General features: G+C 66.9%; 23 protein-coding genes, 2 tRNA genes and 1 pseudogene. 11 read left to right on the top strand and 15 right to left on the bottom strand.

Translation table 11 applies throughout. The annotated features are described in order from the left end of the window. The coding region (locus PO768_RS10810) for an aldo/keto reductase (protein WP_272646069.1) at window positions 1–219 on the top strand (219 nt) is incomplete at its 5' end. A 99-nt stretch (window positions 220–318) separates the two neighbouring features. On the opposite strand, the gene PO768_RS10805 is transcribed toward PO768_RS10810, so the two are convergent. Continuing rightward, window positions 319–573, bottom strand: coding sequence for a hypothetical protein (locus PO768_RS10805; protein WP_272646068.1), 255 nt, complete (start codon window positions 571–573; stop codon window positions 319–321). Between PO768_RS10805 and PO768_RS10800 the strand changes: the two are divergent. The 6 genes and pseudogenes from PO768_RS10800 to PO768_RS10775 form a co-directional block, all read left to right on the top strand. Beyond that, window positions 493–934, top strand: a pseudogene (locus PO768_RS10800) (MetQ/NlpA family ABC transporter substrate-binding protein); the annotation flags it as partial. The gene PO768_RS10805 and the pseudogene PO768_RS10800 sit on opposite strands and share 81 nt — an antisense overlap. A 129-nt stretch (window positions 935–1,063) precedes the next feature. Then, a complete protein-coding gene (locus PO768_RS10795) occupies window positions 1,064–2,056 on the top strand; it encodes a sulfate ABC transporter substrate-binding protein (RefSeq protein WP_272646067.1) in 993 nt (330 codons plus the stop codon). Continuing rightward, complete coding sequence (gene cysT / locus PO768_RS10790; protein ID WP_272646066.1) at window positions 2,056–2,934, top strand: sulfate ABC transporter permease subunit CysT; 879 nt, start codon at window positions 2,056–2,058, stop codon at window positions 2,932–2,934. The genes PO768_RS10795 and cysT overlap by 1 nt, the downstream gene beginning before the upstream one ends. Further along, window positions 2,934–3,827 (top strand): sulfate ABC transporter permease subunit CysW, encoded by an 894-nt coding sequence (cysW, locus tag PO768_RS10785; protein ID WP_272646065.1) that lies wholly within the window; start codon window positions 2,934–2,936, stop codon window positions 3,825–3,827. Before cysT ends, cysW begins: the two co-directional genes overlap by 1 nt. Next, window positions 3,824–4,876 carry a sulfate/molybdate ABC transporter ATP-binding protein gene (locus PO768_RS10780; protein ID WP_137945632.1) on the top strand — a complete coding sequence of 351 codons (1,053 nt, stop codon included), beginning with the start codon at window positions 3,824–3,826 and terminating at the stop codon, window positions 4,874–4,876. The genes cysW and PO768_RS10780 overlap by 4 nt, the downstream gene beginning before the upstream one ends. Window positions 4,877–4,887: 11 nt before the next feature. After that, complete coding sequence (locus PO768_RS10775) at window positions 4,888–5,811, top strand: CysB family HTH-type transcriptional regulator (protein WP_262968106.1); 924 nt, start codon at window positions 4,888–4,890, stop codon at window positions 5,809–5,811. A 136-nt stretch (window positions 5,812–5,947) separates the two neighbouring features. On the opposite strand, the gene PO768_RS10770 is transcribed toward PO768_RS10775, so the two are convergent. The 7 genes from PO768_RS10770 to uvrC all read right to left on the bottom strand — a co-directional run bounded on the left by PO768_RS10770 (window position 5,948) and on the right by uvrC (window position 11,934). Beyond that, window positions 5,948–6,023: transfer RNA gene (locus tag PO768_RS10770), tRNA-His, on the bottom strand. 80 nt (window positions 6,024–6,103) lie between these two features. Further along, window positions 6,104–8,017, bottom strand: coding sequence for a SurA N-terminal domain-containing protein (locus PO768_RS10765; RefSeq protein ID WP_272646064.1), 1,914 nt, complete (start codon window positions 8,015–8,017; stop codon window positions 6,104–6,106). Between the two features lie 144 nt (window positions 8,018–8,161). Further along, window positions 8,162–8,237: transfer RNA gene (locus PO768_RS10760), tRNA-Val, on the bottom strand. 17 nt (window positions 8,238–8,254) lie between these two features. Further along, window positions 8,255–8,527 carry an HU family DNA-binding protein gene (locus PO768_RS10755; RefSeq protein ID WP_137942461.1) on the bottom strand — a complete coding sequence of 91 codons (273 nt, stop codon included), beginning with the start codon at window positions 8,525–8,527 and terminating at the stop codon, window positions 8,255–8,257. Window positions 8,528–8,766: 239 nt separating this feature from the next. Continuing rightward, window positions 8,767–9,333 (bottom strand): CDP-diacylglycerol--glycerol-3-phosphate 3-phosphatidyltransferase, encoded by a 567-nt coding sequence (pgsA, locus tag PO768_RS10750; RefSeq protein ID WP_137942439.1) that lies wholly within the window; start codon window positions 9,331–9,333, stop codon window positions 8,767–8,769. Between the two features lie 74 nt (window positions 9,334–9,407). Continuing rightward, window positions 9,408–9,956, bottom strand: a complete 549-nt coding sequence (locus tag PO768_RS10745; protein ID WP_272646063.1) for a hypothetical protein — start codon at window positions 9,954–9,956, stop codon at window positions 9,408–9,410. After that, window positions 9,943–11,934 (bottom strand): excinuclease ABC subunit UvrC, encoded by a 1,992-nt coding sequence (gene uvrC, locus PO768_RS10740; RefSeq protein ID WP_272646062.1) that lies wholly within the window; start codon window positions 11,932–11,934, stop codon window positions 9,943–9,945. Before uvrC ends, PO768_RS10745 begins: the two co-directional genes overlap by 14 nt. 38 nt (window positions 11,935–11,972) lie before the next feature. Here uvrC and earP point away from each other — a divergent pair, with 38 nt between their 5' ends. Further along, window positions 11,973–13,022 carry an elongation factor P maturation arginine rhamnosyltransferase EarP gene (earP, locus tag PO768_RS10735; protein WP_272646071.1) on the top strand — a complete coding sequence of 350 codons (1,050 nt, stop codon included), beginning with the start codon at window positions 11,973–11,975 and terminating at the stop codon, window positions 13,020–13,022. 125 nt (window positions 13,023–13,147) lie between these two features. Then, window positions 13,148–13,702 carry an elongation factor P gene (gene efp / locus PO768_RS10730; RefSeq protein ID WP_137942436.1) on the top strand — a complete coding sequence of 185 codons (555 nt, stop codon included), beginning with the start codon at window positions 13,148–13,150 and terminating at the stop codon, window positions 13,700–13,702. Between the two features lie 59 nt (window positions 13,703–13,761). Here the strand turns inward: efp and ilvB are convergent, their stop codons facing one another. Beyond that, window positions 13,762–15,513 (bottom strand): biosynthetic-type acetolactate synthase large subunit, encoded by a 1,752-nt coding sequence (gene ilvB, locus PO768_RS10725; RefSeq protein ID WP_272646061.1) that lies wholly within the window; start codon window positions 15,511–15,513, stop codon window positions 13,762–13,764. Window positions 15,514–15,612: 99 nt separating this feature from the next. Here ilvB and PO768_RS10720 point away from each other — a divergent pair, with 99 nt between their 5' ends. Then, window positions 15,613–16,074 (top strand): Lrp/AsnC family transcriptional regulator, encoded by a 462-nt coding sequence (locus tag PO768_RS10720; RefSeq protein WP_137942434.1) that lies wholly within the window; start codon window positions 15,613–15,615, stop codon window positions 16,072–16,074. Between the two features lie 3 nt (window positions 16,075–16,077). Here the strand turns inward: PO768_RS10720 and PO768_RS10715 are convergent, their stop codons facing one another. Genes PO768_RS10715 through PO768_RS10705 form a run of 3 tightly spaced genes read right to left on the bottom strand, consistent with a single transcriptional unit; the run spans window position 16,078 to window position 18,660 of the window. Next, window positions 16,078–16,923, bottom strand: a complete 846-nt coding sequence (locus PO768_RS10715; RefSeq protein ID WP_272646060.1) for a 2OG-Fe(II) oxygenase — start codon at window positions 16,921–16,923, stop codon at window positions 16,078–16,080. Between the two features lie 17 nt (window positions 16,924–16,940). Beyond that, window positions 16,941–17,759 carry a peroxide stress protein YaaA gene (gene yaaA, locus PO768_RS10710; protein WP_272646070.1) on the bottom strand — a complete coding sequence of 273 codons (819 nt, stop codon included), beginning with the start codon at window positions 17,757–17,759 and terminating at the stop codon, window positions 16,941–16,943. A 7-nt stretch (window positions 17,760–17,766) separates the two neighbouring features. Next, window positions 17,767–18,660 carry an EamA family transporter gene (locus PO768_RS10705; protein WP_272646059.1) on the bottom strand — a complete coding sequence of 298 codons (894 nt, stop codon included), beginning with the start codon at window positions 18,658–18,660 and terminating at the stop codon, window positions 17,767–17,769. 109 nt (window positions 18,661–18,769) lie between these two features. Between PO768_RS10705 and PO768_RS10700 the strand changes: the two genes are divergently transcribed. Next, window positions 18,770–19,294, top strand: coding sequence for an Lrp/AsnC family transcriptional regulator (locus PO768_RS10700; RefSeq protein WP_262968133.1), 525 nt, complete (start codon window positions 18,770–18,772; stop codon window positions 19,292–19,294). Between the two features lie 13 nt (window positions 19,295–19,307). Here PO768_RS10700 and PO768_RS10695 read toward each other — a convergent pair whose 3' ends face one another. The 3 genes from PO768_RS10695 to PO768_RS10685 all read right to left on the bottom strand — a co-directional run bounded on the left by PO768_RS10695 (window position 19,308) and on the right by PO768_RS10685 (window position 21,766). Beyond that, window positions 19,308–20,684 (bottom strand): TolC family outer membrane protein, encoded by a 1,377-nt coding sequence (locus PO768_RS10695; protein WP_262968098.1) that lies wholly within the window; start codon window positions 20,682–20,684, stop codon window positions 19,308–19,310. A gap of 81 nt (window positions 20,685–20,765) precedes the next feature. Then, on the bottom strand, window positions 20,766–21,107 hold the full coding sequence (locus PO768_RS10690) for a rhodanese-like domain-containing protein (RefSeq protein WP_137942429.1): 342 nt from the start codon (window positions 21,105–21,107) through the stop codon (window positions 20,766–20,768). 8 nt (window positions 21,108–21,115) lie between these two features. Beyond that, window positions 21,116–21,766 carry a protein-L-isoaspartate O-methyltransferase family protein gene (locus PO768_RS10685; RefSeq protein WP_272646058.1) on the bottom strand — a complete coding sequence of 217 codons (651 nt, stop codon included), beginning with the start codon at window positions 21,764–21,766 and terminating at the stop codon, window positions 21,116–21,118. Window positions 21,767–21,786: the final 20 nt, after the last annotated feature.

Here is a 21,786-nt window from a genome sequence, read left to right as displayed (position 1 = left end):
AGCGCCGCGCTGGTGCGCGAGCTCGCCGAGCAGCATGCCACCGCGCCGGAAAGCATTGTGCTGGCCTGGCTGATGCGTCACCCGGCCGGCATCCAGCCGGTCATCGGCACGGCCGACCCGGCCCGCATCCGCGCCTGCGGCGATGCCGCGCGCATCCGGCTCAGCCGGGAGGACTGGTATGCGCTCTATGTCGCGGCGCGCGGCCAGGCCCTGCCCTGACGGCGGCACCGGCCACCGCCGCGCGCTGGCGGCCGAGCTGATCGACGCGAACGACGCGGACCCGGCCTGATACGGCCCAGGCTTGTTTCGAGCACAAGCTTATGCGTACAGCTTCGTTGGCCGGTCTCGGCGCTGATCGAACAATCGGCCGATGCCGTCCTTCGATCCCTCTCTGCGCCTGTCGCCCGCCCGCGTCGCTGACGCCAGCCCGCGCTGGCTGCGGCCGCACTGCGTGAGCTGGTCGCCCTGAGCCTCGCCGCCGCCGGCCTGGCCCAGATCGTCGAGTTCGCCGACTACATCCAGCCCAATGCGGCGCTGGACGCCGGCGATGTGCAGGCCAACAGCTTCCAGCACCTGCCCTTTCTGCAAAGCCAGATCCAGGCGCGCGGCTACAAGATCAGTACGGTCGGCAACACCGTGACCGCGCCGCTGGGCTTCTACTCGAAGAAGTACAAATCGCTGGCCGATCTGACCGACAACCCGAAGAACCTGCAGATCATCCAGGTCGAGGCCGCTGCCGCGCACGCTGGATGATCTGGACGCCAATGCCATCAACACCAATTACGCGATGCAGGCCGGCCTGCTGCCCAGCCGCGACGCGATCGAGGACAAGGACAAGCCCTGGGTGGCCGCCCTGGTCAAGGCCTTCCGGTCGCCCGAGGTGCGCAGCTTTGTCGAGACCAGCCTGAAGGGCTCGCTGATCCCGGCGTTCTAGCCATAGCTCTTTTTCAGAAGTGCTTATTCCGGATAAACAAATACCAAAACTATCGTTCCGCGAATAAGCGCTTCTTGGCACTCTGCAGGTCTTCGCATCAGCAAGACCTGCGGGTCGCACAAGAAAACCATGCTCACAAAGTCGATCACGACCCTGGCCCTGGGTCTTGCACTCGCCCTGCCGGCTCTGGCCCAGGACGCCCTGCTGAACGTCTCCTACGATGTCAGCCGCGAGCTCTACAAGGACGTCAACCCGGCTTTCAGCAAGTATTGGCAGACCAAGAGCGGCAAGGCCATCACGGTCAACCAGTCCCACGGTGGCTCCAGCCGGCAGGCCCTGGCGGTGGCCAGCGGCCTGGATGCGGACGTGATCACGATGAACCAGGCCTCGGACCTGGACTTCCTGGTCGAGAAGGACATCATTCGCAAGGACTGGCGCCAGGCCTTCCCGCAGGGCGCCGCCCCCTACACCAGCGTCACCGTCTTCCTGGTGCGCAAGGGCAACCCCAAGGGCATCAAGGACTGGGCCGACCTGACCAAGCCCGGCACCGGCGTCATCGTGCCCAACCCCAAGACCTCGGGCAATGGCCGCTACACCTATCTGGCGGCCTGGGGCAGCGTGATCGCCAAGGGCGGCAACGAGGCCCAGGCGCGCGATTTCGTCGCCAAGCTGCTGGCCAACGTGCCGGTGCTGGACGGCGGCGGCCGCGGCGCCACCACCACCTTCACGCAGCGCGATATCGGCGACGTGCTGGTGACCTTCGAGAACGAGGCCGAGCTGATCGAGAATGAGTTCGGCAAGGGCAAGTACGAGGTGGTCTACCCCAGCATCACGATCTCGGCCGAGGCGCCGGTGGCGATCAACGAGAAGGTCGTCGCGAAGAAGAACTCGGGCGAGGCCGCCCGCGCCTACCTCAGCTTCCTGTTCAGCCCCGAGGGCCAGGAAATCCTCGCCAAGCACAACTTCCGCCCCCGCGACGCCGAGGTGGCCAAGCGCCACGCGGCGCGCTTCCCGGCCGTCAAGACCTTCACGGTCGACTCGCTGCTGGGCGGTTGGCCGGCCGTGGTCAAGACCCATTTCGCCGATGGCGGCATCTATGACCAGCTGGTCCTGAAACGCTGATGAATACCGTCGTCCTGAGCGGCGCGCCGAGCACGGCGCCCCTGCGCCGGCCGCGCCGGGTCCTGCCCGGCTTCGCGCCCACGCTGGGTTTTACCGTCTTCTATCTGTCGCTGATCGTGCTGATCCCGCTGTCGGCGGTCTTCATCAAGGCCGGCGGCCATGGTTTCGAGGCCTTCTGGGCGGCGGCCACCGCGCCGCGCGTCGTGGCCTCCTACCAGCTCAGCTTCGGCACCTCGCTGCTGGCGGCCCTGATCAATCTGGTCTTCGGTCTGATCCTCGCCTGGTCCCTGGTGCGCTACGAGTTCCCGGGCAAGAAGCTGGTCGACGCGCTGGTCGATCTGCCTTTCGCGCTGCCCACCGCGGTGGCCGGCATCGCGCTGACCGCGCTCTATGCCGGCAATGGCTGGATAGGCTCGCTGCTCGCCCCTTACGGCATCAAGATCGCCTTCACGCCGCTGGGCATCCTGATCGCGCTGATCTTCATCGGCCTGCCCTTTGTCGTGCGCACGGTGCAGCCGGTGCTGGAGGATATGGAGACCGAGCTGGAGGAGGCGGCGGCGGCGCTGGGCGCGCATCGCTGGCAGACCTTCCGTCTGGTGGTGCTGCCGATGCTGCTGCCGGCCCTGCTGACCGGCTTCGCGCTGGCCTTTGCCCGCGCCGTCGGCGAGTACGGCTCGGTGATCTTCATTGCCGGCAATATCCCGATGGTCAGCGAGATCACACCGCTGATGATCATCGCCAAGCTCGAACAGTATGACTATGTGGGCGCGACCTCGATCGCGGCCGTGATGCTGATCTTCTCCTTTGTGCTGCTGCTGGCCATCAACGGCCTGCAGGCCTGGAGCTCGCGTCGCAACGGACAACAAGGAAATCGCTGATGGCCGGCGCCGCTGCATCGACCCTGACCGTGGCCCGCACGCCCGGTGGTCTCTATCAAAACAATCCCGCCACCCGCGAGGCGCCCTGGGTGCGTCGCACCCTGCTGACCCTGGGCCTGGGCTTCTTCCTGCTGTTCCTGGTGCTGCCGCTGCTGACGGTCTTCATCGAGGCCTTGCGCAAAGGCTGGGCCGTCTATCTCGCGGCGCTGCTGGAGCCCGATGCGGTCTCGGCCATCCAGCTGACCCTGCTCGCCGCAGCGATCTCGCTGCCCTTGAACCTGGTGTTCGGCGTCAGCGCGGCCTGGGCCATCGCCAAGCACGACTTCCGCGGCAAGCAGCTGCTGATCACCTTGATCGACCTGCCCTTCTCGGTCTCGCCGGTAGTGGCCGGCCTGGTCTTCGTGCTGCTGTTCGGCGCTCAGGGCTGGTTCGGACCATGGCTGCAGGGCCATGACCTGAAGATCATCTTCGCGGTGCCGGGCATCGTGCTGGCCACCGTGTTCGTGACCTTTCCCTTCATCGCCCGCGAGCTGATCCCGCTGATGCAGGCCCAGGGCCGCGACGAGGAGGAAGCCGCCACGGTGCTGGGCGCTTCGGGCTGGCAGACCTTCTGGCGCGTCACCCTGCCCAATATCAAGTGGGGCCTGCTCTACGGCGTGATCCTGTGCAATGCGCGGGCGATGGGCGAGTTCGGTGCGGTCTCGGTGGTCTCGGGCCATATCCGCGGCTACACCAATACCCTGCCGCTGCACGTCGAGATCCTCTATAACGAGTACCAGTTTGCCGCCGCATTCGCGGTGGCCTCGCTGCTGGCCCTGCTGGCCCTGCTGACCCTGGTCATCAAGCAAATCGTCGAGTGGAAAGCCCACTCCCAAGTCAAGGAAGCGCCATGAGCATCCAGGTCCGCAACATCCACAAATCCTTCGGCAGCTTCACCGCCCTCGGCGACGTCTCGCTGGACTTCCCGACCGGCGAGCTGGTCGCGCTGCTGGGCCCCTCGGGCTGCGGCAAGACCACCCTGCTGCGCATCATCGCCGGTCTGGAGACGGCCGACCGGGGCCAGGTCTTGCTGGAAGGCGAGGACGCCTCCGACACCCATGTGCGCGAGCGCCAGGTCGGCTTCGTGTTCCAGCACTACGCGCTGTTCCGCCATATGACGGTGTTCGACAACGTCGCTTTCGGCCTGCGCGTCAAGCCGCGCAAGGAACGCCCCAGTGAGAGCGAGATCAAGAAGAAGGTTCATGAGCTGCTGAATCTGGTGCAGCTGGACTGGCTGGCCGACCGCTACCCGCCGCAGCTCAGCGGCGGCCAGCGCCAGCGCATCGCGCTGGCCCGCGCGCTGGCGGTGGAGCCGCGCGTGCTGCTGCTCGACGAGCCCTTCGGCGCGCTCGATGCGAAAGTGCGCAAGGAGCTGCGCCGCTGGCTGCGCCGGCTGCACGACGATCTGCACATCACCAGCATCTTCGTGACCCATGACCAGGAAGAAGCGCTGGAGGTGGCCGACCGCGTGGTGCTGATGGACCACGGCAAGGTCGAGCAGATCGGCACGCCGGCCGAGGTCTACGAGCGCCCGGCCACGCCTTTTGTCTACGGCTTTCTCGGCGCGGTGAATCGCTTCGAGGGTCGCGCCGAGGGGGCGCTGGTGCATATCGGCGACCATCAGTTGAACCATGGCCTCAGCCATGTGCCCAGCGGCAAGGTGCAGGCCTATGCACGCCCGCATGAGCTGCAGATCCTGACCAGCGGCGACGGCCCCGGCATCGCCGCGACCGTCGATCGGGTGCTGAGCTTCGGCGCCGCCAGCCGGGTCGAGCTGACCGGCCCGGGCGGCCAGCCGCTGGAAGCCGAGCTCAGCCGCGAGCATGCCGCCACCCTGAACCTGCGGTCCGGCCAGCAGGTTCGCCTGCAGGCCTCGCGCCTGAGCCTGTTCGACGCCGCCTGAGTCCTTTCACCATGAATTTCCAGCAACTGCGCATCATCCGCGAGGCGGTCCAGCAGAACTTCAACCTCACCGATGTGGCCGAGGCGCTGTTCACCTCGCAGTCGGGCGTCAGCAAGCACATCAAGGACCTGGAGGACGAGTTGGGCGTGGCGCTGTTCGTGCGCCATGGCAAGCGCTTGCTGGGCCTGACCGCGCCCGGCAAGGAGCTGGCCGTGATCGTCGAGCGCATGCTGCTCGATGCCAAGAACATCAAGCGTCTGGCCGAGCAGTTCGCAGACGCCGATGTCGGCCAGCTGAGCATCGCCACCACCCACACCCAGGCCCGTTATGCCCTGCCTCAGGTGGTGGCGCGCTTCAAGGCCGCCTATCCCAAGGTCCATCTGGTGCTGCACCAGGGCAGCCCGGCCGAGATCGTCGCGCTGCTGGAGTCCGGCGAGGCCGACATCGGCATCGCCACCGAGGCGCTGGGCAAGAACAATGCCTTCGTCACCTTCCCCTTCTACGACTGGCATCATGCGGTGGTCGTGCCCCAGGGCCATGCACTGGCGCAGTCCAGTGCGTTGACCCTGGAGCAGATCGCCGAGCACCCGCTGATCACCTACCACCAGGGCTATACCGGCCGCGAGCGCATCGATGCGACCTTCGCCAAGGCCGGCCTGGCGCCGGACCTGGTGATGTCGGCGCTGGACGCCGATGTGATCAAGACCTATGTGCAGGTGGGACTGGGCGTCGGCATCATCGCGGCGATGGCCTTCGAGCCGCAGCGCGACCAGGGCTTGCAGCTGCTCAGCGCCGCCCATCTGTTTGAAGCCAACACCACCCATATCGCGCTCAAGCGCGGCCACTATCTGCGCGGCTACGCCTATCGCTTTCTGCAGGAGTGCGTGGCCGACCTCAGCGAGGACGCGGTCCGCGCCGCACTGAGCGAGGCCTGAGAGCGGTGCCCATGCACGCCCGCCGAGACCAGATGGCTCGGCGCTCTGCAAACTGAGGCATATTCCCAGGCCGAGGATATCGACAGCGGAAAAGACGAAGGGCTTAGCAGTTTTCACCGCTAAGCCCTTGATTTTTTGGGGTGGCTGATGGGACTCGAACCCACGACAACAGGAATCACAATCCTGGACTCTACCAACTGAGCTACAACCACCGCTGAGCCTATGATTATAGGCAGACTTCAGCGGTATGAGAAGAGATTTACCTCCAAACCGCCAAAATTTATTCAATCCATCAGGGAGCGGGTGCCGATGCGGCGGCAGCGGCAGGCGCCGTGACCTTGGTCTTGTAGTGGGTCTTCAGCGCCTTGTAATAGGCCTCGGACTCGGCCGCCGTCCAGGCCTGCGCGTACTGCTGGCTGGCGCGTTGCTCGTCGATCACGGCCGGGTCGCGCGGCAGCAGCTTGTTGATGCGCACCAGCACATAGGCGCCCTCGCCGCTGTCGACGCCGACATAGGCCGGCAGCTTGCTGGCATCGGCGCGCAACACCTCGTTCAGCACCTTCTGCGACAGATTGGCCGGCTTGGCGCGGGAAACGACGACGGGCGCATCCAGACCGGCGGCATCGCCGGACTTCTGCAGCGCCGCCAGGCGCTCCTGGCCCTGCTTGATGGCCAGCTCGGTGGCGCGCTTTTGCATCAGCTGGGCGCGCACCTGCGGCTTCACATCGGCCAGGGCCGGCAGGCGGGCCGGGTTGTGCTGCACCACGCGGGCGGCCGTCAGCTGGTTGGGCGCCGTCTCGACCGCCTCGGTATTGCGCTTGTTGCGCAGCGCCTCGTTGCCGAACACGGCCTCCAGCAGCTTGGCCGAAGCCAGCGGACCGCTGGCGCCGGGCGCCGGAGCGCGCTGCACGATGGCGGTCTGGATGCTCAGCTTGAGCTTGTCGGCCGCCGGCTTCAGGCTGTCGGACTGCTCATAGACGGTGTTGCTGAACTGCTCGGCCACCTCGGTGTAGCGCTTTTGCGCCTGCTGGCGGCGCACCTCGTCTTCGAGCTCGGGACGCACCGCCTCGAAGCTCTTCTTGTCGCCGCCGCGCAGGCCGGTCAGCTGGATCACGTGGTAGCCAAAGTCAGACTCGACCACATTGCTGATCTCGCCCTGCTTGAGCGCATAGGCCGCATCCTCGAAGGGTTTGACCATGGCGCCGCGGGCAAAGAAGTCCAGATCGCCGCCATTGGGCGCCGAGCCTTCATCCTGCGAGTTCTTGCGGGCCAGATCGGCGAAGCCGGCCGGGTTCTTGCGTGCCTCGGCCAGCAGTTCCTCGGCGCGGGCCTTGGCCTTGCTGCGCTCGGCTGCGGGGGCATCCTTATCGGCCTTGATCAGGATATGGCTGGCGCGGCGCTCCTCGGCCACGGTATAGCGCGACTGATTCTCGGCGTAGTACTTGCGCAGATCCTCGTCGCTGACGCTGACATCGGACTTCAAAGCCTGCAGGTCCAGCACCAGGTACTCGATGCTGGCGGTCTCGGGCAGCTGGAAGCGCGCGTTATTGGCCGGTTCCTTGTAGAAGGCCTCGATCTCGGCATCGCTGGGATTGACCTGGGCCAGGAAGTCCTTGGCCTCGATGCGCTGCAGCTGCAGCTCGCGCTGCTGCAGCAAGGCATCGAAGGCCACCGCCGCATTGGCCTTGCCGGCCAGCGCCGAGCCGCCCACACCCATCATCACCTGGCGCAGGGTCAGGTCTTGACGCAGGCGCTGGGCGAACATCTCCGAGCTCATGCCCTGGGCGATCAGCAGATTCTTGTTGACGGTGCCGTCCGGGTTGCGCAGGAAGGCGAACTGCGGGTCGCTGCGGAACAGTTGCTGCAGGCGCTCGTCGCTGACCACCAGATGCTGGCCCTGAGCGGCCGCCTGCATCACGCGCTCACGCACCAGCGAGTCCAGCGACTGCTGACGCGCCTCGGGCGAGTCGAACAGCTTGACGTCGAGGTTGGGCATCTGGGCGCGCATGCGCTCCATCTGCTCGCGGTGCGTGGCGTCCCACTCGGCCTGCGTGATCTTGCGACCATTGACGCTGGCCACGCCGGCATTGCTGCCATCCATGAAGCTGCTGTAACCCTCCAGGCCGACCAGCACGAAGGCGGGCACGATCAGGATCAGCAGGATGAACTGGAACAGGCGATTGTGCTTACGGACGAATTCAAACATCAAGGACCTCAAACAGGCATTGCGGTGCGCGCCGGCATGGCCACGACCGGGCGCTGCTCAAACACGACAAAGGCGAACCTGGGTTCGCCTTTGCATCGGATGTGATTCTAGCCTCGGCCCGCGCCACCTCGGGCGGGCAAGACTTGGTGGGTGCTAACGGGCTCGAACCGCTGACCTACTCCGTGTAAGGGAGCCGCTCTACCAACTGAGCTAAGCACCCGGTTGATCCGGGATTCTTCAGTTCACCGCGTCCTTGAGCGCCTTGCCGGGACGGAACTTCGGGACCTTGGCCGACTTGATCTTGATCGTGTCGCCGGTGCGCGGGTTGCGACCGGTGCGCGCGGCGCGCTTGGTCACACTGAAGGTGCCGAAGCCTACCAGAGAAACGCTGCCATTCTTCTTCAGCGTCGTCTTCACACCGCCAATCAGCGCCTCCAGCGCTCGCCCCGCCGCCGCCTTGGAGATGTCGGCCTGCTTGGCGATGTGCTCGATCAGTTCGGACTTGTTCACAAAGAATCCCCTCAAAAGGTTTTGCAAAAACGCGGCAACGAAGGCGACGTCCTGTCTGGGCCGCCAGGACACCAGCCGCGTCCATCCTGGCACGCCAGCGCCGGCGAACCTGCGGGGAAGCGGATTCTAGACGCAATCATCCGGGCTGCTGAGCCAGGAAAAGTCCCGATACAAATGAGTGTGTCGGCGGTCGCCCAAGCGCCCAGAAAGCGCCAAACGGACAGCCCGAAAGCGCAGCCTCACTTGGCCTTGGCGCGGATCTCGGGCAGGGCTTTTTGCAGGTAATAGACCATGGACCAGATGGTCAGCACGACGGCCGCATAGATCAGCCAGGTCCCCCACTCACGGGTCGGGATCAGGTCGAACAGGCGGCCGTCATAAAGCAGGAAGGGGATGGCCACCATCTGCACCGTGGTCTTGAGCTTGCCCACCATGTGCACGGCCACGCTGCGCGAGGCACCGATCTGTGCCATCCACTCGCGCAGCGCCGAAATGGTGATCTCGCGGCCGATGATGACCAGGGCGACCATGGCATTGACGCGCTGCAGCTCCAGCAGCACCAGCAGGGCCGCGCAGACCAGGATCTTGTCGGCCACCGGGTCCAGGAAGGCGCCGAAGGCCGAAGTCTGGTTGAGCTTGCGGGCCAGATAGCCGTCCAGCCAGTCGGTCAGCGCGACCACCACGAAGAGCACGGTGGCAAACAGATTCTGGTGCGCCGGCAGCAGGTCGAGGTAGTACACCCCGACGATCAGCGGGATCGCGAGGATCCGGGCCCAGGTGAACAGGGTTGGCAGCGTGAAGAACATGCGGGCATTGTGCCCAATTACCGTGCAGCGCCCGAGACGGGTACCGACTTTGTCTCATTAATGCCGAGCCTGGCTCACTGATCGAGCGTGCGCGGTTTGAACTTGCGCTGGTTGTTGAACAGAAAGGTCTCGCTGAACTTCCAGGGCTTGGGCATGCGCGAGACATCGCCGAACGGTGCGGCGCGGTGCACCGCATCGATCGCCAGCTGCACCGTGTCCAGCGCCTGACCGGGCTTGCGCAGCACATGGATGTGCTTGACGCGGCCGTCGGAAAACAGCTCGATCTCCAGCACCGGGATCGCCAGCAAGGGCTCGGGCACCTCGCCCATATAGACGCGGTCCGGGTTCGCGACGATCAGCCGGTAGGCCGCCTGCAGACGCAGCTCCACGGCGCTGCGCACCGGCTTGGGCGGCTCCAGCACCTGCGGCGCCGGCTGGCCCGGCGGCTTGCCTGGCAGCTGGGGGCTGGCGGCCGACGGCGCCGAGCCGCTGGGCTGGGCGGTCGATGCCGGCGGCGGCACCGGCGCACGCGGGCCAGAGCAACCGACCAGCGCCAGCAGCGCTCCCAGGCCCAGCCCGCGTGCGGCGCGTTGCCAGCGGCCCTCTTGTTCAGTGCAAAACACGATAAATCTCCTCTGCCAATTCTCTTGAGACGCCCTTGACCGTGCAGAGCTCGTCGACGCTGGCGCCGGCCACGCCACGCACACCGCCGAAGCGCTGCAGCAACTGTGCGCGCTTTTTCGGCCCCACACCGGGCACATCCTCCAGCTTCGAGCCGCCGGTGCGCACCGCCGCGCGCTTGGCGCGCATGCCGGTGATCGCAAAGCGGTGCGCCTCGTCGCGAATCTGGGCCACCAGCATCAGCGCCGCCGAGTCGCGGCCCAGATAGACCTTGTCGCGGCCGTCGGCGAACACCAGCTCTTCCAGCCCGACCTTGCGGCCCTCGCCCTTCTCGACGCCGACGATCAGCGCCAGATCCAGGCCCAGTTCCTCGAACACCTCACGCGCCATCGAGACCTGGCCCTTGCCGCCGTCGACCAGCACCAGATCCGGCAGCCGGCCCGTGCCCAGCTGGGCGGCCTCGGCCATCTTGCTGTAGCGCCGCGTCAGCACCTGACGCATCGCCGCATAGTCGTCGCCGCCGGTGATGCCCTCGATGTTGTAGCGCCGGTACTGGCCGCTCTGCATCTGGTGACCCTCGAACACGACGCAGGAGGCCATCGTCGCCTCGCCGGCCGTGTGGCTGATGTCGAAGCACTCGATGCGGAACTTGTCGAGTTCCTGCACGCTCAGGTCCAGTGCCTCGATCAGCGCCTGGGTGCGGGCCTGCTGCGAGCCCTCCTGCGACAGCAAGCGTGCCAGCGCCAGCTCGGCGCCCTTGACACACATCTCCTGCCAGATGCGACGCTGGCCGCGCGGCTGGGCCTGAGTGGTCACCTTGTAGCCGGCCTGCAGGGTCAGGGCCTCGGCCAGCGCGGCATCGACCTCGTCGCTGACGACGATCAGCGAGGGCACTTGCGCGTCCAGATAGTGCTGGGCCATGAAGGCCTCCAGCACCTGCCGTTCCGGCGACTGGGCGGAGCGGCTCGATGCCTGACCCTCTTCATCATCATCGGCCAGCGCCACCGCGGTGGCGTCCTCGACATGCTTGGGGAAATAGGCCCGGTCGCCCAGATGCCGCCCGCCCCGCACCATTGCCAGATTGACGCAGGCCCGTCCGCCCTGCACCTTGACGGCCAGGATGTCGACATCGCGGTCGCGCCCGGTGGCGCTGTTCTCGTCCATCGCCTGCTGCTGCAAGACCTTGGACAGCGCGCTGATCTGGTTGCGCACCTCGGCCGCCAGCTCGAACTGCAGCGCGTCCGCATAAGCCATCATCTGCGCCTGCAGCCCGTCCATCACCTCCTGCGTCTCGCCCAGCAAAAAGCGTTCGGCATTGCGCACATCGCGACCGTATTCCGCTCCCTGACCCTCGGGCACACAAGGCCCCGAGCAGCGCCGGATCTGGTACAGCAGGCAGGGCCGGCTGCGGTTGTTGAAAACCGTGTCCTCGCAGGTGCGCAGCCGGAACACCTTCTGTATCAGCTGTATCGATTCCTTGACCGCCCAGGCGCTCGGGAACGGCCCGAAATAGCGGTGCCGCTTGTCGACCGCGCCGCGGTAATAGCTGACTCGCGGGTAGTCGTGGCCGCTGAGCTTCAGAGAGGGATAGCTCTTGTCGTCGCGGAACAGGATGTTGAACTTCGGGTTCAACGTCTTGATCAGATTGTTTTCCAGCAGCAAGGCCTCGGCCTCGGTGCGCACCACCGTGGTCTGCAGCCGCGCGATGCGCGCGACCATCATGCCGATGCGGGTGCCGCCATGGTCTTTCTGGAAATAGCTGGAGACCCGCTTCTTCAGGTTCTTGGCCTTGCCGACATAGAGCACCTGATCCTGGGCGTCGAAATAGCGATAGACGCCCGGCAGGCCCGGCAAGGCTGCCACCTCGGCCAATACAGCGGCCAGCACCTGGGCACGCAGCTCGCGCGCGGCCTGCTCGGCGTCGGCCGGCTCGGGTGTCGCTGCGGTATCGGTCTGGGAGGGGTTGCTGCTGCCTTGCATGGGGCGCGATTGTGCCGCCAGATAATCCGGCGATGACTATGCATGGGGATCTGTTCTGCCGCGTGATCGACAACTATGGCGATCTCGGCGTGAGCTGGCGGCTGGCCCGCGCTCTCGCGGCTCGCGGCCAGACCGTGCGGCTCTGGCTCGATGATGGCTCCGCTCTGGCCTGGATGGCGCCGGACTGCACGGCGCAAGGTATCGAGGTGTTGGCCTGGGACGAGGCCGATAACGCGGTGGCGGTCGGCGATGTCGTCGTCGAGACCTTCGGATGCGAGCTGCCGCCGGCCTTTGTCGCGCGCATGGCGGCCCGGCCGACGCCGCCGCAATGGATCAATCTTGAGTACCTCAGCGCCGAGCCCTATGTCGAGCGCAGCCATGGCCTGGCCTCACCGCAATTCAGTGGCCCCGGCGCCGGCCTTTCCAAGCGCTTCTTCTACCCCGGCTTCACGCCGCGCACCGGCGGCCTGCTGCGCGAGCCCGAGCTGCTGCAGCGCCAGCAACGCTTCGACGCCCCCGCCTGGCGGGCCGCCCGAGGCATCGCGCCGCAGCCGGGCGAGCGCCTGCTCAGCCTGTTCGCCTATGCCAACCCGGCGCTGCCGGCGCTGCTGCAGGCATTGGCCGACACGCCGACCCTGCTGCTGGTCTGCCCCGGTGCCACCCAGTCCCAGATCGCCGGGCTGACGCTGCCACCGGCGCTGCGCTGGCAGGCCCTGCCCTACCTGAGCCAGCCCGAGTTCGACCACCTGCTGTGGGCCTGCGATCTGAACTTCGTGCGCGGCGAGGACTCCTTTGTGCGCGCCCAGTGGGCAGCCAAACCTTTTGTCTGGCAGATCTATCCCCAGCAGGACGGCGCCCATGGCCCCAAGCTGGAAGCCTTCATGGACCTGTGGCTGGCCGACGCGACCGCAGAGTTGGCTGCGGCCAGCCGAGGCCTGTGGCGCGCCTGGAACGGCTTGGCGGCCTGGCCGGCCAGCCTGCCGCAAGCCGAAGCCGCGCAGCGCCATGCTCGAAGCTGGCGTGCGCATTTGGCAATGCAAGCCGATCTGAGCGCGCAGCTGCTGCGTTTCATCGGCGTTTCAGGCTAAAATCTCGGGCTTTGCCGCGCCATGGGAGTTTTCGGGCGCGCGCTGGGCACCTGCTTTCACCTGTCCGAGAGCAAGCCAGCCCCCAACCACGACTCCAACGACTCCCTCAACGGACCCGAACACTCATGAAGATCGCTCAAGAAATCCGCGCCGGCAACGTGATCATGCACGGCAAGGACCCGATGGTCGTGCTGAAGACCGAATACAGCCGCGGTGGTCGCAATGCCGCCACCGTGCGCATGAAGCTCAAGAGCCTGCTGAACAACTCCGGCACCGAAGTCGTGTTCAAGGCCGACGACAAGATGGACCAGATCATTCTGGAAAAGAAGGAGTGCACCTACTCCTACTTCGCGGATCCGATGTACGCCTTCATGGACGCCGAGTACAACCAGTTCGAGGTGGAAGCCGAGAACATGGGTGACGCTCTGTCGTATCTGGAAGACGCGATGCCCGTGGAAGTGGTGTTCTACGAAGGCAAGGCGATCTCGGTCGAACTGCCGACCAGCCTGGTGCGCGAAGTGACCTGGACCGAGCCGGCCGTCAAGGGCGATACCTCGGGCAAGGTGCTCAAGCCTGCCAAGATCTCCACCGGCTTCGAAATCCCGGTGCCTATCTTCGTGGCCCAGGGCGACAAGATCGAAATCGACACCCGCACGCACGAGTACCGCAAGCGCGTCTAAGCGCTGCGACTCCATCACAAGGGCACCTTCGGGTGCCCTTGTGCATTTCAGGCGCAGTTTCAAGCGTTGTACTGGCGTCCCTTGCCGAGCAAGACCTCATGATGCCCCGCGCCGGCGGGAATCATCGGGAAGCAGTTCTCCTCGGCCGCCACCACCACATCCAGGAAGAACGGCCCCTCGCTGGCCAGGCACTCGGCCAGCGCCGCGTCCAGTTCCTCGCGCCGCTCGACCCGTCGTGCCTGCCAGCCGAAAGCCTGGGCCAGCGCGACAAAATCCGGCAGCGCCTCGGTATAGCTGTGGCTCAGCCGGTTGCCGTGGATCAGCTCCTGCCACTGCCGCACCATGCCCATGCGGCCGTTGTTGCTGAGCACCACCTTGACCGGCGTGCGGTGCTGGGTCGCGGTCGACAGCTCCTGGATATTCATCAGGATGGACGCGTCGCCGCTGACGCAGACCACCAGGGCCTCGGGGTGCGCGATCTGCGCGCCGATCGCGGCCGGCAGGCCATAGCCCATGGTGCCGGCACCACCCGAGCTGAGCCAGCGGCCGGGCCGCTGCTGGCGCAGGTGTTGCGCGGCCCACATCTGGTGCTGGCCGACATCGGTGGCGACGATGGCGTCGCGGCCGGCCAGCTGCGCATCGAGCCGGCTCATCAGGGCCTGCGGCAGGATGCAATCGCTGCGGTCCTCGAAAGCCAGCGAGCGCTCGGCACGCCAGCCCTCGATCCGCGCCCACCAGTCGCCCAGATCGCAGCCCTTCTGTCCACCCTTCTGCCAGCCCTGCTCCAGCGCCCGCAGGCTGGCGCCACAGTCACCCAGCAGGGCCACATCGGCCTTGACCACCTTGCCGATCGAGCGCGGATCAATGTCCAGATGGATGACCTTGGCCTGCGGGCAGAAGGCATCGAGCCGGCCGGTCACGCGGTCGTCGAATCGCGCGCCGACGCAGACCAGCAGATCGGCATGATGCATCGCCAGATTGGCCTCCAGGCTGCCGTGCATGCCCAGCATGCCCAGCGACTGCGGATCGTCGGCCGGGAAGGCGCCCAGCCCCATCAGGGTCAGCGTGCAGGGCGCGCCGCTGGCCCGCACCAGGCGCGTGAAGGCCGCACAGGCCGCCGAGCCGGCATTGATCAGCCCGCCGCCGCCATAGAAGACCGGCCGGCGCGCCTGCGCCAGCAGGGCCAGTGCGGCCTGGACTTGAGTGGCCGCCGGCAGCACAGGTGCAGCCATGGGCAACACCGGTGCCCGCCACGCCGCCACCGGCGCCAGCTGCACATCCTTGGGCACATCGACCAGCACCGGCCCCGGCCGTCCGCCGGCCGCCCTGGCATGGGCCAGCGCCAGGGTCTCGCTGAGCGCGGCCGCCTCGCGCACCTGCACATTCCACTTGGTCACCGGCCGCGAAATCCCCAGCGCATCGCATTCCTGGAAGGCGTCGGTGCCGATGGCCGTGGTCGCGACCTGGCCGCTGATGCACAGCACCGGGATCGAGTCGCACAAGGCGTCGAGCAGGCCGGTGGTGGTGTTGCTCATGCCCGGCCCCGAGGTCACGAAGACCACGCCGACCCGGCCGGTCGTGCGCGCATACCCCTGGGCCGCATGGACGGCGGCCTGCTCGTGGCGCACCAGCACATGGCGCAGCCGCGGCTCGGCGTACAGCGCGTCGTACAGCGGCAGCACCGCGCCACCGGGGTAGCCGAACACGGTGTCGACACCCAGGCTCAGCAGGGTCGCGATCAGCGCCTCGGCGCCATTACTTGGGTGAGTTTGCGGACGGGCATGGGGCAGGTCTTGGAGCACAGCATTCATGCCCTCACTGTGCCCAAGCTCGCCCAGAAATTGCTGCTGAAATTTCCTGCACAAGACTTCAATTCAGGAAAATTTCCTTGATGAATAGAATCCGGCAGCATGAAACTCGATAAATTCGATCTGGCCATCCTGACCGAGCTGCAGCGCGACGCCCGCATCAGCCTGCAGGAGCTGTCCGGCAAGGTGGGGCTGACCAGCTCGCCCTGCTGGACCCGCATCAAGCGCATGGAAGAAGCCGGCGTCATCGAGGGCTACTCGGTGCGCGTGAATGCCGCCAAGATCGGCCTGGCCGACACGGTGATCGTGCAGGTGACCCTGAACGATCATTCGGACGCCGCGCTGTTCGAGTTCGGCCGCGCGCTGGAGCAGATCCCCGAGGTGCTGGAGGCCTTTCTCGTCTCGGGCGATTACGACTACTACGTGCGCATCGCGGTGGCCGACACGCGCGACTACGAGCGCCTGCTGCGCGAGCGGCTCTACAAGATCCCCGGCATCCGCCACAGCAAGAGCAGCTTTGTGCTGCGCCAGCTCAAGCAGAGCCAGCTGCCGCTGAATCGCTAGCGCTCACTCGAAGCGCCGTTCGCGCAGCCATTTGGTCGCCACCCATTTCTCGCCGGCCAGCACCGGCGCGCCGCCATGCAGGCTTTGCGTGATCGGGTGCGGCCGGTCATAGCTGAAGAACACCGCATTGCCCTTGATCGGCGCGACCTCCAGGCCGATGTCGGGAAAGATCGTCGCCCCGCCCTGCTCGGGCGTGTTCAGGTACATCACCAAGGTGGCGACCCGCTGGCCGCCGCGCTGCAGGATGGGCGGCGTGCTGGTGTGGCGCGGGTCGAAGTAGTCGTAGTGCGGCAGGTACTCGGCCCCGGGCCGGTAGCGCAGCACCTGCAGGCCCTCGCCGTTCTCGACCGGCCAGTTCAAGAGCCGGGCGATGCGGGCCTCGACCCGCCGACAGATCTCGTTCTCGCCACGCTCGAAGAACATGCCCTCGCTGGTACGCGCGGCATTGACCTCGCTGCCATCGGCCGAGGCCGCCACCGTCTCCGAGCGGGCCAGGCGGCTGGCTGCCGCCGCACGCATCAGATCGCACTCCTCGTCGGACAGCAGGCCGCCGAACACCAGCAGGCGCGGCAGTTGCAGGCTGACCAGCACGCCGACCGTGCGGTCGCCGGCATTCAAGAGCGGCGGCGCACCGCTCAGATCGGGCTCGGGCACAGCGCTGGGCACCGGCAGGACCAGGCCCTGGCCCGGCACGAAACCGGCGACGCTCTGCGCCAGCGCCTGGGCCGCGACGGTTTCGTCCCAGCCGCTCTTGAGCATGGCCTGCAGCACCTGCTCGGCCGTCAGCCCGGCCTTGGCCTGCTCGACGATCCAGCGCTGCAGCTCGGGCGTGATGGTCTGGGCACTCATGGTGGACTCCGGCCTCTTCAGCCCAGGCGGCGGCGAAACAGCAGGCGTTCGGGCGTCGACAGCTCGGCCTGGTAGACATAGCCGTCGAGATCGAAGTCCCTCAGGCCGACCGGCGTATCAATGCGCCGCGTGATCGCATAGCGCGCCATCAGGCCGCGCGCCCGCTTGGCGAAGAAGCTGATGATCTTGTACTGGCCGTTCTTCCAGTCCTCGAACTGACATTCGATCACGCGCGGCTGCAAGGCCTTGCGATCGGCCGCCTTGAAATACTCCTGCGACGCCAGATTGACGATCACCGGCACCTGCTGCTGGGCCGCGCGCGCATTCAGATGCTCGGCCAGCGTGTCGCCCCAGAAGCCGTACAGATGGCTGCCGCGCTCGGTGGCCAGCTTCGTGCCCATCTCCAGGCGGTAGGGCTGCATGCGGTCCAGCGGCCGCAGCACGCCGTACAGCCCGGACAGGATGGCCAGATGCTGCTGCGCCCATTGCAGGTCCTCGACAGCCAGGCTCTTGGCGTCCAGACCGTCATAGACATCGCCGTTGAAGGCCAGCACCGCCGGCTTGCTATTGGCCTCGGTGAAGCGAGGCTGCCAGGCGTGGTAACGGTTCACATTGAGCTCGGACAGGGCCGGGCTCAGGTCCATCAGCGCGGCGATATCGGCCGCCGTCTTGGTCTTCAAGACCTTGATCAAGGCCTTGGACTGGGGCAGGAACTGCGGCTCGGTGGCGAGCTTGAGCAGCGGCGCGGCGACCGGGGTGTCGTAGTCCAGCGATTTGGCGGGCGAGAGCAGATAAAGCTTGGCGCCATTTTGCCCGCTTCGGCGCCGGTGGCGCAGACGGGGGTCAGGCCTTGCGCCCGCGCAGCAGCAGCACGACGCCGACCAGCACCACCAGGGCCGCCAGCCACTCATAGCCGCTGACCACCTCGCCGGCGATCACCACCCCGAGCAGCATCGCGATCACCGGATTGACGAAGGAGTAGCTCGACGCCAGGCCGGCCGGCGCCTCGGCCAGCAGCACCATATAGGCGTTGAAGGCGATCAGCGAGCCGAACACCACCAGATACAGCCAGGCCCAGACCGCCTCGCCGCGCAGCGGCAGGCTCAGAGTCTCGCCGCTGAACAGGCTCAACAGCATCAGCACCGCACCGCCGGCCAGCATCTCGCTGGCAAAACCCATAGGCCCGGCCGCCAGCGCAAAGCCGCGCTGCGACAGGACGCTGCCCAGCGCCCAGCAGGCGCAGGCCGTCGTGATCGCGACCAGGCCCTGCGGCGAGGCGCCGAAACCCTGGCCCTGGGTCAGCATCAGCACGCCGAACAGGCCCACGACAATGCCGGCCAGCTCCAGCCGGCTGGGCAACACCCGCCACAGCAGGTTCAGCGCCGCAATCATCAAGGGCATCACCGCGATGAAGGCGACCACCAGGCCCGAGCCGACGGTCTGCTCGGCCGTCGCCGTGCCCCCCATGCCGCCGCCCAGCATCAGGCTGCCCACCAGCAGCGCATTGAGCCATTGGCGCGGGCCCGGCCAGGCCGCGCCGCGCCAGCGCATCCATGCGGCCAGCAAGACACCGGCGGCCAGGAAGCGCGTGCCCATCTGGAAGAAGGGCGGAAAGCTCAGCAAGGCGTACTTGATGGCCAGATAGGTCGAGCCCCAGACCAGCCAGGTGGCGGCCAGGCAGGCGATCACGCGGGGGCTCAGCCCGCCGCTGCGGCTCAGGGTGTTGCTGTTGTCCATGGCTGGCAATGCTAGGGAATTGGTACGCCGGCTTGAAGATGAAACTGACGCTTCAAAAGGACCAAAGCCTTAAACTTGCAGGACATTCAAGCATTTGACCTGCAAATCAATGGACTACACGCTGGACCACCATGACAGCCGCATTTTGGCCGAGTTGCAGGCCGATGCCCGCCTCAGCATGGCCGAGCTGGGCCGGCGTGTGCACCTGAGCCAGCCGGCCGTCACCGAGCGGGTGCGCAGGCTCGAGGAGGTCGGCGTGATCAGCGGCTACCGCGCCGTGGTCGACAGCGCCCGCCTCGGTTATGCGATCCGTGCGGTGATACGGGTGGGCCGGGCCGACGAGGCACGGGTGCGCCAGGCGGTCGAGGCCAGCCCCGAGGTGCTGACCGCCTTCAATGTGACCGGCGAGGACAGCTGGATCCTCGAGATCGCGGTGCGCGATGTCGCCCATCTGGAGCAGGTGCTGCAGCGCTACTGCGCGCTGGCCGAGACCTCCACCGCCATCATCCTGAAGAGCGTGCGCGAGAACGCGCCGCTGCGCCCGGCCCCGCTGCTCGCCCCGGCCAACTCAGCCGCACCGGACAAGCAAACGCCGGCCACCGCGAAGCGGCGCCGGCGCAGTCCCCAGGCCTGAGGGCCTGGCCTTCTTACTTGGACAGCAGCGTGTTGACCGCCGCCACATCCTCGGGGCGCAGCTGGCCAGCGGCCTGGCGCAAGCGCAGGCCGGTCAGCACCACGTCGTAGCGGGCCTTGGCCAGGTCGCGCTGGGTCGCATAGAGCTGGCTCTGGGCGTTCAGCACATCGAGGTTGACGCGCACGCCGACCTTGTAGCCCAGCTGGGTGGCTTCCAGCGCCAGCTTGCTGGACGACTCGGCGGCCTCCAGAGCCTTGACTTGGGCGGCCAGCGACTGCACGCCGAAGAAGGCGCGGCGCGTGCCCTCGGCCACCGTGCGGCGGGCAAACTCCAGGTCATTGCGCGAGCGCTCCTGCAGCGCCAGGGTTTCCTTGATGCGGTTGCTGTTGTAGCCACCGGTGTAGAGCGGCAGATTCATCTCCACCGCGACCGAGCCCTGCCCGCCCGTGCCGGGCAGCTGCGCGCCGCGGCCGCGGGCATTGCTGACGCCCAGATTGCCGCTCAGGTCCACCGTCACGCCGTCCGCCGCCCGCGCCTTGTCGGCTTCCAGGCCCGCCACATCCAGGCCCAGCCGGGCCTTGCGCACCTGGGGGTGAAGCTCGTCGGCCTGGTTGACCCACGGGTCCACCGTCAAGGGCGTCACGGCCGGCAGCGCCACCGGCACGGCCAGCGGCTTGGGTTCGACGCCGGAGCGGCCGACGATCTGGTCCAGCGTGATGCGCTTGATGCGCAGATCGTTGTCGGCCGCCAGCTCGCGGGCACTTTCCACATCGAAGCGGGCCTGGGCCTCGCGGGTGTCGGTGATGGTGGCGGTGCCGACCTCGAAATTGCGCTTGGCCGAGGCCAGCTGCTCGGCGATGGCGGCCTTGCTGGCCCGTGTCGTCGACAGCACATCGCCGGCTGCCAATACATCGAAATAGGCCTGCGAGACCCGCACGATCAGGTCCTGCTCGGCAATCTCCAGATCGGCCTGGGCCACATTGAGCCCGCGCTTGGCCTGCTCGATCGTGATCTTGTTGCTGCGGTTGTACAGCGCATAGTTGGCCCGCAGGCCGGCCTGCACCGTGCTCGATCCGACCCGGTCACCGGCCACCTTGGCGCCACCGGCGCCATAGACCGTCGGCGGATCGCTCTGCAGATGCGTGCCGCTGACGCCCAGACCCAGCGTGGGCCGGTCCAGCGCATTGGCCTGCTCGGCCTTGTAGATCGCCGAGTCGGCCTGGGCCCGGGCGGCCAGATAGCCGGCGTCATAGACGCGCGCGGCTTCGTAGAGCTCCAGCAGGCTTTGCGCCTGGGCACTGGCCGCAGCACCGAAAGCCAGGGCCACGCACAGTGACAGTCGGGTCAATGAAGAACTCATGCGCGAATGCGGGCTTGTCTTCTTCTTCATTTTCTGATCAGCGAACATGAGGCTTCCTTGGCTTGCGATGAGTGTTTGTGAAGGCCTGGGCCGGCACTTCGGGTGCTAGGGTCAATATCTGGGCACGGACGGATCGGCCTCGCAGGACCAGGCGTCAATGCCGCCGGCGAGGTTATAGACCGACTCGAAGCCCTGACGCTCCAGGAATGCGACGACCTGCAGACTTCGCACGCCATGATGGCAATAAACGACGACAGGCTGCGCCGGGTCCAGTTCGGCCAGCCGGGCGCTCACCTGCCCCATCGGCATCAGCTTGCTGGCCACCCCGTCCAGCCGGATGCTGGCCAGCGCAGCCTCCCAGGGCTCGCGCACGTCCAGCAGCAGCGGCGCCTGGCCGGACGCCGCGCCGGCGCACAGCGCCCGCGCGGCTTCAATCGACAGCTGCTGCGGCATGCGCTGGCTCAGAACGAGAAAGCGGTGTGCTCGGCAAAGCCGGGCAGGCGCGGCGCGACGGTGTCGAACAGCACCGTGCTGCTGAAGCCCGCACCCGAACGGGTGTAGAGCGTGGCACGCATCACCGGCAGCTCGCCGACGATGGCCACCAGCCGGCCGCCGGGCTTGAGCTGGTCCAGCAGAACCTGCGGCACCTCGGCCACCGAGCCCGCCAGCAGGATCACATCGAACGGCGCCTCGGCGGCCAGGCCCTGGGCGCCATGGCCCTCGCGCACCTTGGTATTGCTGACACCGTTGCGCTTGAGCGTCTCGGTCGCCAGCTTGGCCTGCTGGGCATCGGCCTCCAGGCTGATCACGCTTTGCGCCTTGTGGGCCAGCAGGGCCGTCAGATAGCCGGCGCCGGTGCCGATCTCCAGCACCTTCTCGTGGCGCGCCACCTTCAGCTCCTGCAGCAGCCGGGCCTCGACCCGCGGCGCCAGCATCGCGCCGCCGTGCGGCAGCGGGATCTCGGTGTCCATAAAGGCCAGCGCCCGATGGGCCGGCGGCACGAAGTCCTCGCGCTTGACCAGGGCCAGCAGCGACAACACGCCCTGGTCCAGCACATCCCAGGGGCGGATCTGCTGTTCGATCATATTGAAGCGGGCTTGTTCGACGTTCATAAGGTTCCTCGAAGACGGTC

Source organism: Paucibacter sp. XJ19-41, from assembly GCF_028462495.1.
Taxonomy (GTDB): domain Bacteria; phylum Pseudomonadota; class Gammaproteobacteria; order Burkholderiales; family Burkholderiaceae_C; genus Roseateles_E.
Note: the sequence above shows the minus strand (reverse complement) of the source record. Positions and strands in the feature narration are given on the sequence as shown.